A 15130-nucleotide genomic window follows, 5' to 3' on the forward strand; every position below is an offset into this window, starting at 1 on the left:
TGACGACCTCGACCCCGTGCAGGGTCTGGTCGAGGACGGACTGGACCGCCGTCGGAAGACGCTCTGCGTCGTTGTAGACGATGACGACCACGGAGACGTTCGGCTGCGCCGCGTCCGTCTCGGCTGAATTCGTGGTCAGGGTGTTCCCGAGGCTCATATTCGCCCCTCAGAGGTGTCGGGAACCACCGGAATGGAAACGGGCTGCGAGGTGCGGAAAGCACCTCCGTGACCCATTCCATGCGCCAGCGAATACGTCATCGTTCGATCGGCTCTTTCTGCACGGTGAAACCAGGTTCTGAAACGGCGGTCGACCCCGTCAACCGGTCTGGCACGATACCCCAGCGACCCCGGCGGGACGCGCCGCCGACCCTCGGCCGCGGCGGACCGTGAGGCCGCACCGACCGCACACACACCCGCAAGCGGGGCCCTATACCAGATCGACTGGCTCCAACGCCAGTCGATTCGCGGGAGATTCATCACACGAGGGGACGTCTCCGGCTGCCTCGGCGCGCCCGAGGCGGCCCCTTAGGATGAACGGAACCTTTTCGTCTGCCGAACACCGCGGAGTTCGCCCTGTTCCGCGGATGGACCGTTCTTCCCGCTGACAAAGCCGATGAAGATGAGGCAGACCCCACCATGACATCGACGGCGTCGACGCCATCGACGGCTGTGCAGGCACCGATATCCACCCCGCGGGACCGTTTTCCCGTCCTCGGCGCATTGCCCACCCGTCTCGATTCACTGACCAGCCTCAGGTTCTTCGCCGCATTCGCCGTCTTCACGCACCATTTCACCGGATTGGGGCACAAGACAGGTTATGGAAGGGCGCCGCTGCTCTTCCCGTACTCGCAGATCGGCGTGCACGGCGTCACCTTCTTCTTCGTCCTCTCCGGCTTCCTGCTCACCTGGGTCCACAAGCCCGAGCAGAGCGCCGGCGCCTTCTACTGGCGCCGCATGGCCCGGATCTGGCCGGCCACCCTCGTCGCCGCCCTCCCCGCCTACTACGTCTTCTACGTACTGGCGCACGAGCACCGCGACTGGGGCAGCATCGTCTCCTCGATCTTCCTCGTGCAGAACTGGTTCCCGAACGCGTACCCCACGCTGCCCGGCAACCCGGTCACCTGGACGCTCTGCGTCGAGATGCTCTTCTACGCGCTGTTCCCCTTCGCCGCCCGGGCCCTGGTCCGGCTGAGCACCCGCCGCCTCGTCGTGCTCACCGCGGCCGGACTGCTCGGCATGGTCGCCGTCAACCACTACGCGTTCGCGTACCTCGGCGACCGCATGGCCTCCTGGGTCATGCGCCACCCCGTCGTCTACATGCCCGAGTTCCTGCTCGGCATCACCCTCGCGCTGGCCGTCAAGCGCGGCTGGCGGCTGCCCCTGCACCCGGCCGTGCCGGTCCTGGCCCTGGGCGCGTACGTCTTCGCGTACTACCAGGCCCGCCACCGGCTGCCGGAGTACTGGGACAAGCAACTCGAGTGCACGGTCCGCCCGAGCATCGCGATCCTCGCCGCCCTGATCATGCTGGCCTTCGTCCAGCGCGAGATCGCCGGCCGCCGCGGCCTGATGAACAGCCCGGTTCTGATCAACCTCGGCATCTGGTCGTACTGCTTCTACCTGATCCACCACAGCGTCAGCCGCTGGGCCACCTACGAGTACGGCCGGCTCGCGGACGACAACAGCACCCTGTTCGGCCTCCTCGGCCTCGGCCTCGTCGCCACCGGCCTGGCCTGGGCCCTGCACCGGTACGTCGAGGAGCCCGCCAACAAGTGGCTCCTGCGCCACATGCCGGCCCGGCTGCGCACCCCCGTGCGCCGCTGACGGCCGCAGTACCGCACGGCGCGACGCCGCGGGCCGCGTACGGATCCCCCGGACGCGGCCCGCGGCGTTTTCGCTAGCCCAGCTCGGCGATCAGTGCGGTGCCCGCGCGCCGGAAGCCCGCCTTCGTGTAGATCCGCGCCACGTCCTCGTCGCCCGCCGACAGGAACACGTGCCGCGCGCCGGCCGTGCGCGCCGCGGCCACCAGCGCCGCGGTCACCCCGAGCGCCAGGCCCTGGCGGCGCGCCGCGGGCAGCGTGCCCACGCCGACCACCTCGGCCACGTCGCCGGCCGGGTTGTACTGCCCCGAGCAGAGCACCGTGCCGTCCCGCACCGCCGCCGCCAGCCCGGTCCGCCCGTCCGCCAGCTTCCGCGCCACGTACGCCCGCCGCACCTCGCTGCCCGGGTCGGCCATCTGCCGGGCCAGCTCCGGCAGGCCCGTCTCGCCCGTCGCCGTGCCCGGTGACGCGAAGGCCAGCATCGGCACGGTCACCGCGGCCAGCAGCAGCGGGTCCTGCGGGCCGAAGAGCCGGACGTCCGGGTGCGGCGGCGCCGGCGCGGCCGCGGGGTCCAGCACCATCAGCGGATGGGAGTGCACCGGCACGCCGGCCGCCTCCACGGCCGCCCGCAGACCGGGGGTGGTTTCGGCCACCCACTCGAAGGCCTGCGGCACCTTCAGCTCGCGCTGGCGCTCCAGGACCCGCTCCACGTCGGCCGGGGTCACCGGCGCCGTCCCGCCCAGGGTGGGCCGGGCGTAGTACTGCCAGCCCGTCGGGTCCTCCTGGACGAACAGCGTCAGGGGGCCGAAGTCCTCGGCCCGGGCGCCGCCCACACGGGGGACCGCGTCGTAGTACCTCTCAAGGTCACCAAGAGTCGTCACGGCGCCATGAAAACAAAGAAGCCCTGCTCGGGCACGCCGTTTACGCCGCTCGTGCCCCCTGCACCGGCCCCCTCAGGCACCTTCCTTGAGGACCCGGGAGACGAGCTGGCGCTGGGCGTCGGTCAGGTGGGGGTCGGCGCAGTGCACGGTCCGCCCGTCCACCGTGATCCGGTACGAGAACCCGTCCGGCACCCCCACCGCACCCGAGGTGCCCCCCGGGCCGCCGGGGGCGCCGGCGAGCGCCCGCTCCGCCAGCGCCGCCCACTCCGCCGCGTCCGGCCGGCCCTCGGTGTCCACCTCGGCCCGGCGCTCGATCCCCGCGAACCCGCCGGTCCGCCGTACTTCGATCCGCATGGGACCTGTTCTACCGCTCCTCGGCCGTCGGCACACCCACCTGGGCCCAGGCCTTGACCAGCGCCTCCTGCTCCTCGCCGCCCGCGCCGTAGCGCTCCACCGCCGCGGCCACGGACAGCCGGGCGAAGTCCGCGAAGGTCGCGTGCGACTCCAGCCGCCCGCCGGTGAGCGTGTCGTACCAGATCTGCCCGGCCCGCTCCCAGGCGTGGCCGCCGAGGGCCGTGGCCGCCAGGTAGAAGGCGTGGTTCGGGATGCCGGAGTTGATGTGCACCCCGCCGTTGTCGCGCCCGGTGCGGACGTAGTCGTCCATGCTCGCGGGCTGCGGGTCCTTGCCGAGGACGTCGTCGTCGTACGCCGTGCCGGGGGCCTTCATCGAGCGCAGCGCCTCGCCCTGCACGTCCGGGGCGAACAGGCCCTGGCCGATCAGCCAGTCGGCCTGGTCGGCGGTCTGGCCCAGGGCGTACTGCTTGATCAGTGAGCCGAAGACGTCGGACATCGACTCGTTGAGCGCACCGGACTGGCCGAAGTACTCCAGATTGGCCGTGTACTGGGTGACGCCGTGGGTCAGCTCGTGCCCGATGACGTCCACGGGGATGGTGAAGTCGAGGAAGATCTCCCCGTCCCCGTCCCCGAACACCATCTGCTCGCCGTTCCAGAAGGCGTTGCCGTAGTTCTCGTCGTAGTGCACCGTCGCGACGAGCGGCAGGCCCTCGCCGTCGATGGAGTTGCGGGCGTAGACGCCCAGGTACAGCTCGAAGGTCGCGCCCAGGCCCGCGTACGCGCGGTTGACCGTGGCGTCCCGGCCGGGCTCCTCGCCCTCGCGGCGCACCACCGTGCCGGGCAGCGCGGTGCCGTGCTCGGCGTCGTGGAGCGTGCGCCGGGGCGTCGCCGGGGCCCCGCCGAAGGTCGGCAGTCCGATGACCGTGTTCAGCCGCCGCTCGGTGCGCAGGGAGGCGTCCGCGATCAGGGTCCGCTTGGCGGGCGCGGCGACCGCGGGGTTCTCGGACCGCGCCAGCTTGTCGAGCAGGTGGGGCGGCACGATCGTGCAGAAGACGGGGTGGGTGGACTGGCGGGCGTGACGGGCGTCCTTGGCATCCATGCGACAGCAATGTGGCAGCGGGTCACGGCAGTGTCACTACCTGCGACCATGATTCATTCGACTGTCCCAAACGCACGCCGCGCCGTTGACGGAACATCCGGACTTCCCGCGCGAGCAGCGGCGTAAGTCACATTTCGGACATCTCGGGCGTGGGGTCCCGCATACTGGAACGACCGTCCCGCCCACGGCGCGGCTCGGCTAGGCTGCGGCACATCATGCGTTTCGGGCTGCTCCTCCTTAGCTGCCGCGGCGAGGGCCTGTAGTCGTAGGCCGACCCCCTCCCCGCGGAGTCTGGTGTTGCGGATTTACGACCCGTCGGCCGTACCAGCGAACCCTTCGCGGACACACGAGGAGCCCTACGCCATGACGCAGCACGCTTTCGCCGGTCGCCCCACGCCGATCACCACCGCGACGCACACCCAGAAGCCCTCCGGCATGCCGGTCCACAAGTACGGCGTGTACGAGCAGGTGGAGATCGCCGACCGGACGTGGCCGAACCAGCGCATCACCAAGGCCCCGCGCTGGCTGTCCACCGACCTGCGGGACGGCAACCAGGCCCTGATCGACCCGATGAGCCCCGCCCGCAAGCGCGAGATGTTCGACCTGCTGGTGCGCATGGGCTACAAGGAGATCGAGGTCGGCTTCCCGTCGGCCAGCGACACCGACTTCGCGTTCGTACGCTCGATCATCGAAGAGGGCGCGATCCCGGACGACGTCACGATCTCCGTGCTGACCCAGGCCCGCGAGGACCTGATCGAGCGCACCGTGGAGTCCCTGCGCGGCGTCAAGCGGGGCACCGTGCACATGTACAACGCCACCGCGCCGACCTTCCGCCGGGTCGTCTTCCGCGGCTCCAAGGACGACATCAAGCAGATCGCCGTCGACGGCACCCGCCTGGTGATGGAGTACGCCGAGAAGATCCTGGGCGACGACACGGTCTTCGGCTACCAGTACAGCCCCGAGATCTTCACGGACACCGAGCTGGACTTCGCCCTGGAGGTCTGCGAGGCCGTCTGCGACGTGTGGCAGCCCGGCCCCGGCCGCGAGATCATCCTGAACCTGCCCGCCACCGTGGAGCGCTCGACGCCCTCCACCCACGCGGACCGCTTCGAGTGGATGTCCCGCAACCTGACCCGCCGCGAGCACGTCTGCCTGTCCGTGCACCCGCACAACGACCGCGGCACCGCCGTCGCCGCCGCCGAGCTGGCCCTGATGGCCGGCGCCGACCGCGTCGAGGGCTGCCTGTTCGGCCAGGGCGAGCGCACCGGCAACGTCGACCTGGTCACCCTGGGCATGAACCTGTTCTCGCAGGGTGTCGACCCGCAGATCGACTTCTCGCAGATCGACGAGATCCGCCGCACCTCCGAGTACTGCAACCAGATGGAGGTCCACCCGCGCCACCCCTACGCGGGCGACCTGGTCTACACCGCCTTCTCCGGCTCCCACCAGGACGCCATCAAGAAGGGCTTCGACGCCATGGAGGCCGACGCGGCCGCCCAGGGCAGGACCGTCGACGACATCGAGTGGGCCGTCCCGTACCTGCCGATCGACCCCAAGGACGTGGGCCGCTCCTACGAGGCCGTGATCCGCGTCAACTCGCAGTCCGGCAAGGGCGGCATCGCGTACGTCCTGAAGAACGACCACAAGCTGGACCTGCCGCGCCGCATGCAGATCGAGTTCTCGAAGATCATCCAGGCCAAGACCGACGCCGAGGGCGGCGAGGTCACGCCCAAGCAGATCTGGTCCGTCTTCCAGGACGAGTACCTGCCGAACCCGGAGAACCCGTGGGGCCGCATCCAGCTGCGCTCGGGCCAGAGCACGACGGACACGGACGGTACGGACACCCTGACCGTCGAGGCGGCCGTGGACGGCGCCCCGGCCACCCTGACCGGTTCCGGCAACGGTCCGATCTCGGCCTTCTTCGACGCGCTGGCCGGCATCGGCGTGGACGCCCGCCTGCTGGACTACCAGGAGCACACGATGAGCGAGGGCGCCTCGGCGCAGGCCGCCTCGTACATCGAGTGCGCCATCGACGGCCGGGTCCTGTGGGGCATCGGCATCGACGCCAACACCACGCGCGCCTCCCTGAAGGCGGTCATCTCCGCCGTCAACCGCGCCGGTCGCTGACGCCGCCGCCCGCCGCGAGGGCGGACGCGTACCGGACCCCGGGCCGCCCTCGCGGCGGCCCGGGGTCCGTGCGTCGGTGCCGGCGCGGGGTCTTCGGACGTCCGTGCGGACCGGCCCGGGTGGCCGGCCGGTCAACTCTCGGCCAACTCCCGCACAGGTGGGGGAGATGTCTCGTCGCAGGACTGCCGTCCTCCGGTGGGTGTGGCTAACATCACGCCAACGCCGCGACGCTGCGGGGTGGTTACGGAGGTGGGACGTTGCCTGAGCGGGCTGGGACCGGCCGGAAGTTGACACTGTGGGGCGTCCGTACCGCGTGGAGCACCGTCGGGGACGGCGAGTTCTTCTGCCCCGGCTGCGGCGGGGACCGCAACTACCGGCGCCGCACGGGCCGCCGCCGGCTCACCGTGTTCGGGCTGCCGCTGCTGCCCCGCGGCGCCGCCGGGCCGGTGGCCGAGTGCGCGGCCTGCGGGGAGCGCTTCGGCACCGAGGTGCTGGACCACCCGACCAGCCACCGGCTGTCGGCCATGCTGCGCGACGCCGTGCACACCGTGGCCCTGGCCGTGCTGGCGGCCGGCGGCACCTGCTCCCGTACGGCCTTGGAGGCGGCCGTCACGGCGGTCCGCGCGGCCGGGTTCGAGGACTGCACCGGGGACCAGCTCGAGGGGCTGGTCGAGGGCCTGGCCGCCGATACGGGCCGGCTGTCGGCGGACATGATCGGCGCGGCCCTCTCCATCGAGCTGCACGAGGCGCTGGAGCCGCTGGCACCGCACCTGGCACCGGCCGGACGCGAGTCGGTCCTGCTGCAGGGCGCCCGGATCGCGCTCGCGGACGGCCCGTACACGCCCGCCGAGCGGGACGTGCTGGCCACGGTCGGCGGCGCGCTGCGGCTGGCCGCGGACGACGTCACGCGGCTGCTGACGGCGGCCCGTACGCCTTCCTGAGCCCGCGGGAGGCCCCGGCCCCGGACCCGGATCGGGTCCGGGGCCCTTGGCCTTTCCGCCTGATGGAAGATCTACGCGTGTTGACTCGGCTGCGGTGTGTAACGATTTCGCGTCGCGACCCCCTCCGGGGGCCTGAAATTGGCCTGAACCACTGCGCCGGCGGCGCGGAGGGCTGCTCTGGCCTGGAGCTTCACGACGCGTTCACGACGCGTTCGACTTTGCCTGGCGGGAAGTCGCCCTTGGCTGGTCAGAGCCCTGAGGGGAGACGCCTCTTTACTTCCGCGTATCGGAAAGCGGATTCCGGAAGTGTTTGGCGCCATAGCTGCACACGCCTGCGGGCGCCATTGGACGAACTGACGAACGGGCGCCTTCCTGGAGGCCGTGATTCGTAGAAGTCGACGATGTCCGTGGCGCCCCTCACAGGCGTTTGATTCCGGACACACGACGAGACGCTGCTGGTAACACAGCGGGCCTTCGATTCCACGTGATCGCACTGACAACCCTGCCCGTCAGAGCCGCCGGACCAGGGACAACCAGATCTTCCTCTCATTTACCTACCTTTGAAGGGCAAGGCAGAGATGGCACGTGTCGCCGCCCGGCTTTCCGCCACCGGAGAGCAGAGCACGCACCCGGTCGACGAGGTGCTCCCCCTTCCCAAACTCGCGCTCTACGGCTTCCAGCACGTACTCGCGTTCTACGCAGGAGCGGTGATCGTCCCGATCATCGTCGGCGGGGCTCTGAAACTCAGCACGGAACAGCTGGTCTACCTCATCAACGCAGACCTGTTCACCTGCGGTATCGCCTCCATCATCCAGGCCTTCGGGATAGGCCGGATCGGGGCGCGGCTGCCGCTCATCCAAGGCGTCACCTTCACCGCGGTCTCCCCGATGATCGCGATCGGCCTCGGGGCCGGCGGCGGCACCGCCGCCCTGTTGGTGATCTACGGCGCCGTCATCACGGCGGGTATCGCGACCTTCGCGTTCGCCTGGCTGCCGGCCAAGGCCTTCCGCACGGTCATGCGGCTGTTCCCGCCGGTCGTCACCGGCTCGGTCATCACGGTGCTGGGCATCGTGCTCATCCCGGTCGGCCTCAACGACGCCGCGGGCGGCCTCGGCAGCCCCGACTTCGGCGACCCGAAGAACTTCGCCTACGCCGGCGGCACGATGCTCTTCATCCTGGTCCTGATGAAGGTCGGCCGGCCGTTCCTGTCCAGCATCGCGATCCTGCTCGGTCTGGTCGGCGGCACCCTCGTCGCCTTCCTGCTCGGCGACGCCAAGTTCGGCGACGTCGGCCAGGCCGACTGGGTGGGCATCACGACGCCGTTCCACTACGGGGCGCCGAAGTTCGAGTGGTTCCCGATCGTCCTGATGCTGATCGTCATGCTGATCACCATGGTCGAGACCACCGGTGACACGTACGCGGTCGGCGACATCGTCGGCAAGGAGGTCGACAGCGAGACGGTGGCCCGCGCCCTGCGGGCCGACGGCGCCGCCACCGCCCTCGGCGGCATCCTCAACTCCTTCCCCTACGTCGCCTTCGCCGAGAACGTCGGCCTGGTGCGGATGACCAAGGTCAAGAGCCGGTTCGTGGTGGTCGCCGCGGGCGCCTTCATGATCCTGCTCGGGCTGCTGCCCAAGGCCGCCGCGATCGTCGCCTCCGTGCCGCACGCCGTCCTCGGCGGCGCCGCGACCGTGATGTTCGCGATGGTGGCCCTGGCCGGTATCCAGACGCTGGCCAAGGTCGACCTCAAGGAGGAGAAGAACGCGCTGGTCGTGGGCGTCTCCCTGGCCTTCGCGCTGCTCCCGGCCACGGTCCCGGTGTTCTTCACCAAGCACATGGACTCCGACCTGTCCTCGCTGCTCAACAGCGGTGTGACGATGGGTGCCACGGCCGCGATCGTGCTGAACCTGATCTTCAACGGTCCGGCCAAGGACGACGCCCACACGGCGCCGGCCGTCGCCGGCCCGGCGGACGAGAGCTCCACGGCAGTCACCCCGGCGCCGGCGGAGCAGCCGGCCGCCCCGGCCGCCGCCGGAGCGGCCGACACCGCGGACGCGGACGGTGCGGCCGGTGGGTCCGGCGCGGACGAGCCCACCGAGGGCGAGCCCGCGGCGGCGCCGACCGCCTAGAACCTCCCAAGGGGTGCCCCGGCCGGACCTAGCTCCCCCGGCCGGGGTCACTGCGGTCTCCGGGGCGCGGGGTCGGGCTGCGCGCGCTTCGGGGCCCGGGTCGGGGGGTGGCTCGCTTCGGGGGCCGCCGCGTGGTGTGTGGGTCCCCTCGGCGCTTGACAGGGGCGGCCTGCAGGCCCTGCGGCAGGCCCACCCCTGGGGCAAGGGGCTTCGCCCTGGCCTGCGGCCACCCCAGGCCCGGGCCTGCCTCCGGTCCAGCCTGCCACCCCTGTCAAGCGCCTCCCCCACACACCACGCGGCGGCCTGGGCGGCTTGGATGTCACCCCCGTACGGGACAATGACCCCATGACCCTGTTCCGCGACGACGGCATCGTGCTGCGCACCCAGAAGCTGGGCGAGGCGGACCGCATCATCACCATCCTGACCCGGGGGCACGGGCGCGTCCGGGCCGTCGCCCGGGGCGTGCGCCGGACCAGGTCGAAGTTCGGTGCCGGGCTGGAACCTTTCTCCCACGTCGACGTGCAGTTCTTCGCCCGCGGCAGCGAGCTGGTCGGCCGCGGCCTCCCGCTGTGCACCCAGACCGAGATCATCGCCCCGTACGGCGGCGGCATCGTCACCGACTACGCCCGCTACACCGCCGGCACCGCGATGCTGGAGACCGCCGAGCGCTTCACCGACCAGGAGGGCGAACCCGCCGTCCAGCAGTACCTGCTGCTCGTCGGCGCGCTGCGCACCCTCGCCCGCGGCGAGCACGCGCCCCATCTCGTCCTCGACGCCTTCCTGCTGCGCTCCCTGGCCGTCAACGGCTACGCCCCCTCCTTCGAGGACTGCGCCAAGTGCGGCATCCACGGCCCCAACCGCCATTTCTCCGTCGCCGCCGGCGGCGTCATATGCGGCGACTGCCGGGTCCCCGGAAGCGTCGTACCATCTGCTGAAGCCATCGGGCTGCTCAGCGCCCTGCTGACGGGGGACTGGGCGACGGCCGACGCGGCCGAGCCGCGGTACGTGCGCGAGGGGAGCGGACTCGTCTCCGCCTATCTGCACTGGCATCTGGAGCGCGGGCTGCGCTCCTTGCGTTACGTAGAGAAGTGACCGAGATCGGAGACTTGAGCGCCATGGCAGTACGCGGATTCCTGGGACGCTCCCGCCGCACGTACGCGACCCCCGAGCCGCACCCGTCCGGAGCCAGGCCGCCGAAGATCCCCGGCGAGCTCGTCCCCACCCACGTCGCGATCGTCATGGACGGCAACGGCCGCTGGGCCAAGGAGCGCGGCCTGCCGCGCACCGAGGGCCACAAGGTCGGCGCCGAGCGCGTGCTCGACGTCCTCCAGGGCGCGATCGAGATGGGCGTGAAGAGCATCTCGCTCTACGCCTTCTCCACCGAGAACTGGAAGCGCTCCCCGGACGAGGTGCGCTTCCTGATGAACTTCAACCGCGACTTCATCCGCAAGACCCGCGACCAGCTCGACGCGCTCGGCATCCGCGTGCGGTGGGTGGGCCGGATGCCCAAGCTGTGGAAGTCGGTGGCCAAGGAGCTCCAGATCGCGCAGGAGCAGACCAAGGACAACGACAGGCTGACGCTGTACTTCTGCATGAACTACGGCGGTCGCGCCGAGATCACGGACGCGGCCCAGGCGCTGGCCGCCGACGTCGCGGCCGGGCGGCTCGACCCGGCGAAGGTCACCGAGAAGACCTTCGCGAAGTACCTGTACTACCCGGACATGCCGGACGTGGACCTGTTCCTGCGCCCCAGCGGCGAGCAGCGCACCTCGAACTACCTGATCTGGCAGAGCGCCTACGCCGAGATGGTCTTCCAGGACGTGCTGTGGCCGGACTTCGACCGGCGTGACCTGTGGCGGGCGTGCCTGGAGTACGCCCAGCGCGACCGCCGCTTCGGCGGCGCGCTGCCCAACGAGGTCCCGCAGCAGGGCGGTCCCGCGAGCTCCTGAGGCCGCCTGTATGCTCCCCGCCCATGACCGACACGGGTGGGGAGCGCGCCATGGAGAACGCAGGAAGAGCCGAGACCGTCGAGGGGGCCGTCGAGCTGGTCTACCTGCCGACGCCGGAGGACCTGCTGGCCGGTATGAGAGTGCGGATGCGCACGTCGGCGCAGGGGCGCAGGGTGCGGTGGACGATCCCGATCATGGGGTTCGTCGTCTGCCTCTTCGCCGCGGTGAACTGGAGCCACGGCCAGGGCCTGGGCGACCGGGGCGTGTACGTGCCCCTGACGGCCGGCATCACGATGGCCCTGGCCCGCTTCTACGCGAACCCCCTGGCGGCCAGGAAGATCCACAAGTCGATCGTCGCCAAGCAGGGCGAGTACCGCGCGGTCGTCGACGAGACCGGCGTGACCATCAGCCACGGCGAAGGGGCGCAGACCGTCGCCTGGAGCGCGCAGCCGCAGTACGCCGAGACCGCCGACCACTTCGTGACGGTGAGTGCCGACAAGCTCGGCGCCGGCCTGACCGTGCTGCCCAAGCGGGGTCTGCGGGAGCCCGCAGACGTGGACCGTCTGCGGGCCCTGCTCGACCGCAACCTCCGGCGGGTCGGGAAGTAACTCGGGAAGCGACTACGCGCCGGCCGCGCAGTCCGCGCAGGTGCCGAAGATCTCCACGGTGTGGGCGACGTTCACGAAGCCGTGCTCGGCCGCGACGGCCTCCGCCCACTTCTCGACGGCCGGGCCCTCCACCTCCACCGCCTTGCCGCACGTACGGCAGACCAGGTGGTGGTGGTGCTCGCCCGACGAGCACCGCCGGTAGACCGCCTCGCCGTCGCGGGTGCGCAGCACGTCGACCTCGCCGGCGTCCGCGAGGGACTGGAGGGTGCGGTAGACGGTGGTCAGGCCCACGGACGCGCCGCGGTGCTTGAGCATGTCGTGCAGCTCCTGCGCGCTGCGGAACTCGTCGACCTCGTCCAGTGCGGCCGCGACCGCGGCGCGCTGCCGGGTGGATCGTCCTCGTACTGGCGCCGTGTTCGTCTCGCCAGGCGCAGTCGCCACCGGTTCCTCCTCGTCTCGGGCCCGATCCAGCAGACGGGCCTCGGGCCTCGGGTCATTGTGCCAGGCCGGGGCCGCCTCACACCCTTACATCGTCGCTCGTGCAGACCTCTTGGGCGGCCCGCGCGGCCGCGGCGCGGCGCCTGGCCAGCGGTGCGGAGAGCAGCGACATGGCGAGGAAGACGCCGATGGCGAGCAGCACGATCGCGCCGCCGGAGGGTGCGTCGACGTAGTACGTGGTGACGGTGCCGGTGAGCGAGACCGCGGTGCCGATCGCGACGGCCGTCAGGAGGGTGGCGGTGAAGCCCTTGGTCACGCGCTGGGCGGCGGCCACCGGGATCACCATCATGGCGCTGACGAGCAGCAGGCCGACGATGCGCATCGCGACGGTGACGGTGACGGCGGCGGTGACGGCCAGCAGCAGGTTCAGGGCGCGCACCGGCAGGCCGGTGACGCGGGCGAACTCCTCGTCCTGGCAGACGGCGAACAGCTGCCGGCGCAGGCCCAGGGTCACCGCGATGACGGCCACGGCGAGGACCGCGACGGCGAGGACGTCCTCGGGCGCGACGGTGGTGATCGAGCCGAACATGTAGCTGATCAGGTTGGCCGTGGAGCCGCCGGGCGCCAGGTTGACGATCATGACGCCGCCGGCCATGCCGCCGTAGAAGAGCACGGCGAGCGCGATGTCGCCGCTGGTCTTCCCGCGGGAGCGGATCAGTTCCATGCCGACGGCGCCGACGACGGCGACGAGGGTGGCCATCCACACCGGGCTGGTCTGGAACAGGAAGCCGAGGGCGACGCCGGTCATCGCGACGTGCCCGATGCCGTCGCCCATGACGGCCTGGCGGCGCTGGACGAGGTACGTGCCGATGGCGGGCGCGGTGATGCCGACCAGGGTGGCGGCGATCAGCGCCCGCTGCATGAAGGCGGGGGTCAGGAATTCCATCAGCTCAGCAGTCCCGTCCGGAGCGGCTCGGCGTCGTGGGCCGCGTGGGGGTGTACGTGGTCGTGGCCGGGCAGGGCGTGCTGGCCCACGGCCTCGGGCGGCGGCCCGTCGTGCACGACGCACCCGTCGCGCAGGACGACCGCGCGGTCGATGAGGGGTTCCAGCGGGCCCAGCTCGTGCAGGACGAGGAGGACGGTGGCACCGGCGGCGACCTGCGTGCGCAGGGCGGCGGCCAGCACCTCCTGGTTGGCGAGGTCGACGCCCGCCATCGGCTCGTCCATGATCAGCAGCTCGGGTTCGACGGCCAGCGCGCGGGCGATGAGCACCCGCTGGTGCTGGCCGCCGGACAGGGCGTTCACGGAGGCGTCGGCGTACGGCAGCATGTCGACCAGGCCCAGGGCGCGGTCCACGGCGGCGCGGTCGGCCTTGCGCAGCAGGCCGAGCCGCGTCCGGGCGAGCCGCCCGGCGGAGACGACCTCGCGCACGGTGGCGGGCACGCCGCTCGCGGCGGTGGTCCGCTGGGGGACGTAGCCGATCCGGGCCCAGTCGCGGAACCGCTTCTGCGGGGTGCCGAAGAGGGTGATCTCTCCGCTGGTGAGCGGGACCTGGCCGACGACGGAGCGGACGGCGGTGGACTTGCCGGAGCCGTTCGCGCCGAGCAGCGCGACGACCTCGCCGCGCTCCACGGTCAGGTCGATCCCGCGCAGCACGGGGCGTGCGCCGAGCGAGGCGGTGGCCCCGCGCAGGGATATGACGGGCCGGTCCGCCTCCGCGGGCCCGGTGGATGCCGTCGAGTGCATGGCGTGCGCCTCCGTCGTGGCAGGGGTGGGCGGTTGGCCGGTGCGGCTCACTTGGTGCCGAGCGCCTTCTCGAGGTTCTTCAGGTTCGCCCGCATGACGGCGAAGTAGTCCTCGCCCTGGGACTTCTCGGTGATCCCCTCCAGGGGGTCGAGCACGTCCGTCCTGAGGCCGAGGTCCCGGGCGAGGGTGTCGGCCAGCTTGGGGCTGGCCAGCGTCTCGAAGAAGACGGTGGAGACCTTCTCCTTGCGCGCGAGCGTCTGGAGCGCGTTCATGCGGGCCGGGCTGGGCTCGGACTCGGGGTCGACCCCGGCGATGCCCTCCTGGTCGAGGCCGTAGCGCTCGGCGAGGTAGCCGAAGGCGGAGTGGGTGGTGATGAAGGTCTTGGTCGCGGTGTCCGCCAGGCCGTTCTTGAACTCGGTGTCCAGGGCCGTGAGCCTGCCGACCAGCTCGGCGGTGTTCTTCTCGTAGTCGGCGGCGTGGGCCGGGTCGGCCTTCCCGAAGGCCTTGCCGACGCCGCGGGCGATCTCGGCGTACTTGACCGGGTCGAGCCAGACGTGCGGGTCCTGGCCCCCCTCGCCGTCGTGGTGGTGGCCGCCCTCGGCGCCGTGGTCGTGGTCCGCCTCGCCCGCGAGGTCGTGGACCTCCAGCTCGGTGAGGGTGCCGGCGTCGACCTTCGTGCCGGCCTGTGCCTGGTCGACGGCCTTGTCCACGGCCGGCTGGAGGCCCTTGAGGTAGAGGACGACGTCCGACTCGTCGAGCCGGGCGGTCTGGCGGGCGGTGATCTCCAGGTCGTGCGGCTCGACACCGGGCTTGGTGAGGGTGCCGACCGCGACGTGGTCCCGGCCTATCTGCTGCGCGAGGAACTGCATCGGGTAGAACGACGCCGTGACGGCGAGCTTGCCGTCCTTCCCGCCCTTGCCGTCCGCCTCACCGGTCAGCGCGGCGCAGGCGGTGAGGGCCGTGGCGCCCAGGGCGACGGCTCCGGCGAGAGCGGTGGCGGATATGAGGCGTCGTACGTTCATGACAGTCATTTTCATCAAA

Annotated in this window: 14 protein-coding genes; 7 read left to right on the forward strand and 7 right to left on the reverse strand. The window is 71.3% G+C overall.

Translation table 11 applies throughout. The features are described 5' to 3' along the window. Positions 1-636 precede the first annotated feature (636 nt). Positions 637-1821 (forward strand): acyltransferase, encoded by a 1185-nt coding sequence (locus IF43_RS0131195; RefSeq protein ID WP_078910600.1) that lies wholly within the window; start codon positions 637-639, stop codon positions 1819-1821. A 73-nt stretch (positions 1822-1894) separates the two neighbouring features. Here IF43_RS0131195 and IF43_RS0131200 read toward each other — a convergent pair whose 3' ends face one another. The 3 genes from IF43_RS0131200 to IF43_RS0131210 form a co-directional block, all read right to left on the reverse strand. After that, the gene (locus tag IF43_RS0131200; protein WP_030208543.1) at positions 1895-2698 is read right to left on the reverse strand and encodes a GNAT family N-acetyltransferase; all 804 of its coding nucleotides are present in this window, start codon (positions 2696-2698) and stop codon (positions 1895-1897) included. Between the two features lie 72 nt (positions 2699-2770). After that, positions 2771-3052, reverse strand: a complete 282-nt coding sequence (locus IF43_RS0131205; RefSeq protein ID WP_030208545.1) for a protealysin inhibitor emfourin — start codon at positions 3050-3052, stop codon at positions 2771-2773. A 10-nt stretch (positions 3053-3062) separates the two neighbouring features. Further along, on the reverse strand, positions 3063-4151 hold the full coding sequence (locus IF43_RS0131210) for a M4 family metallopeptidase (protein ID WP_030208546.1): 1089 nt from the start codon (positions 4149-4151) through the stop codon (positions 3063-3065). 363 nt (positions 4152-4514) lie between these two features. Between IF43_RS0131210 and leuA the strand changes: the two genes are divergently transcribed. From leuA to IF43_RS38455, 6 genes are all read left to right on the forward strand, one after another. Continuing rightward, positions 4515-6278 (forward strand): 2-isopropylmalate synthase, encoded by a 1764-nt coding sequence (leuA, locus tag IF43_RS0131215; protein WP_030208547.1) that lies wholly within the window; start codon positions 4515-4517, stop codon positions 6276-6278. A 293-nt stretch (positions 6279-6571) separates the two neighbouring features. Continuing rightward, the gene (locus IF43_RS0131220; protein ID WP_078910605.1) at positions 6572-7219 is read left to right on the forward strand and encodes a TerB family tellurite resistance protein; all 648 of its coding nucleotides are present in this window, start codon (positions 6572-6574) and stop codon (positions 7217-7219) included. A gap of 578 nt (positions 7220-7797) precedes the next feature. Next, positions 7798-9348, forward strand: a complete 1551-nt coding sequence (locus tag IF43_RS0131225; protein ID WP_078910601.1) for a nucleobase:cation symporter-2 family protein — start codon at positions 7798-7800, stop codon at positions 9346-9348. Positions 9349-9693: 345 nt separating this feature from the next. Continuing rightward, positions 9694-10440, forward strand: coding sequence for a DNA repair protein RecO (gene recO, locus IF43_RS0131230; protein WP_030208551.1), 747 nt, complete (start codon positions 9694-9696; stop codon positions 10438-10440). 23 nt (positions 10441-10463) lie between these two features. Beyond that, positions 10464-11297, forward strand: a complete 834-nt coding sequence (locus IF43_RS0131235) for an isoprenyl transferase (protein ID WP_030208554.1) — start codon at positions 10464-10466, stop codon at positions 11295-11297. Positions 11298-11320: 23 nt separating this feature from the next. Next, complete coding sequence (locus tag IF43_RS38455; RefSeq protein ID WP_158939595.1) at positions 11321-11905, forward strand: YcxB family protein; 585 nt, start codon at positions 11321-11323, stop codon at positions 11903-11905. A gap of 12 nt (positions 11906-11917) precedes the next feature. Here IF43_RS38455 and IF43_RS0131245 read toward each other — a convergent pair whose 3' ends face one another. The 4 genes from IF43_RS0131245 to IF43_RS0131260 all read right to left on the reverse strand — a co-directional run bounded on the left by IF43_RS0131245 (position 11918) and on the right by IF43_RS0131260 (position 15111). Next, positions 11918-12346 carry a Fur family transcriptional regulator gene (locus IF43_RS0131245; RefSeq protein WP_030208559.1) on the reverse strand — a complete coding sequence of 143 codons (429 nt, stop codon included), beginning with the start codon at positions 12344-12346 and terminating at the stop codon, positions 11918-11920. Positions 12347-12422: 76 nt separating this feature from the next. After that, positions 12423-13289, reverse strand: a complete 867-nt coding sequence (locus IF43_RS0131250) for a metal ABC transporter permease (RefSeq protein ID WP_037890839.1) — start codon at positions 13287-13289, stop codon at positions 12423-12425. Continuing rightward, the gene (locus IF43_RS0131255; protein WP_051796532.1) at positions 13289-14089 is read right to left on the reverse strand and encodes a metal ABC transporter ATP-binding protein; all 801 of its coding nucleotides are present in this window, start codon (positions 14087-14089) and stop codon (positions 13289-13291) included. The genes IF43_RS0131250 and IF43_RS0131255 overlap by 1 nt, the downstream gene beginning before the upstream one ends. 47 nt (positions 14090-14136) lie before the next feature. Further along, entirely contained in the window at positions 14137-15111 is a 975-nt protein-coding gene (locus tag IF43_RS0131260; protein ID WP_030208567.1) for a metal ABC transporter substrate-binding protein, read from the reverse strand. Positions 15112-15130: the final 19 nt, after the last annotated feature.

It is taken from the genome of Streptomyces sp. NRRL S-87, assembly GCF_000719335.1.
GTDB lineage: Bacteria > Actinomycetota > Actinomycetes > Streptomycetales > Streptomycetaceae > Streptomyces.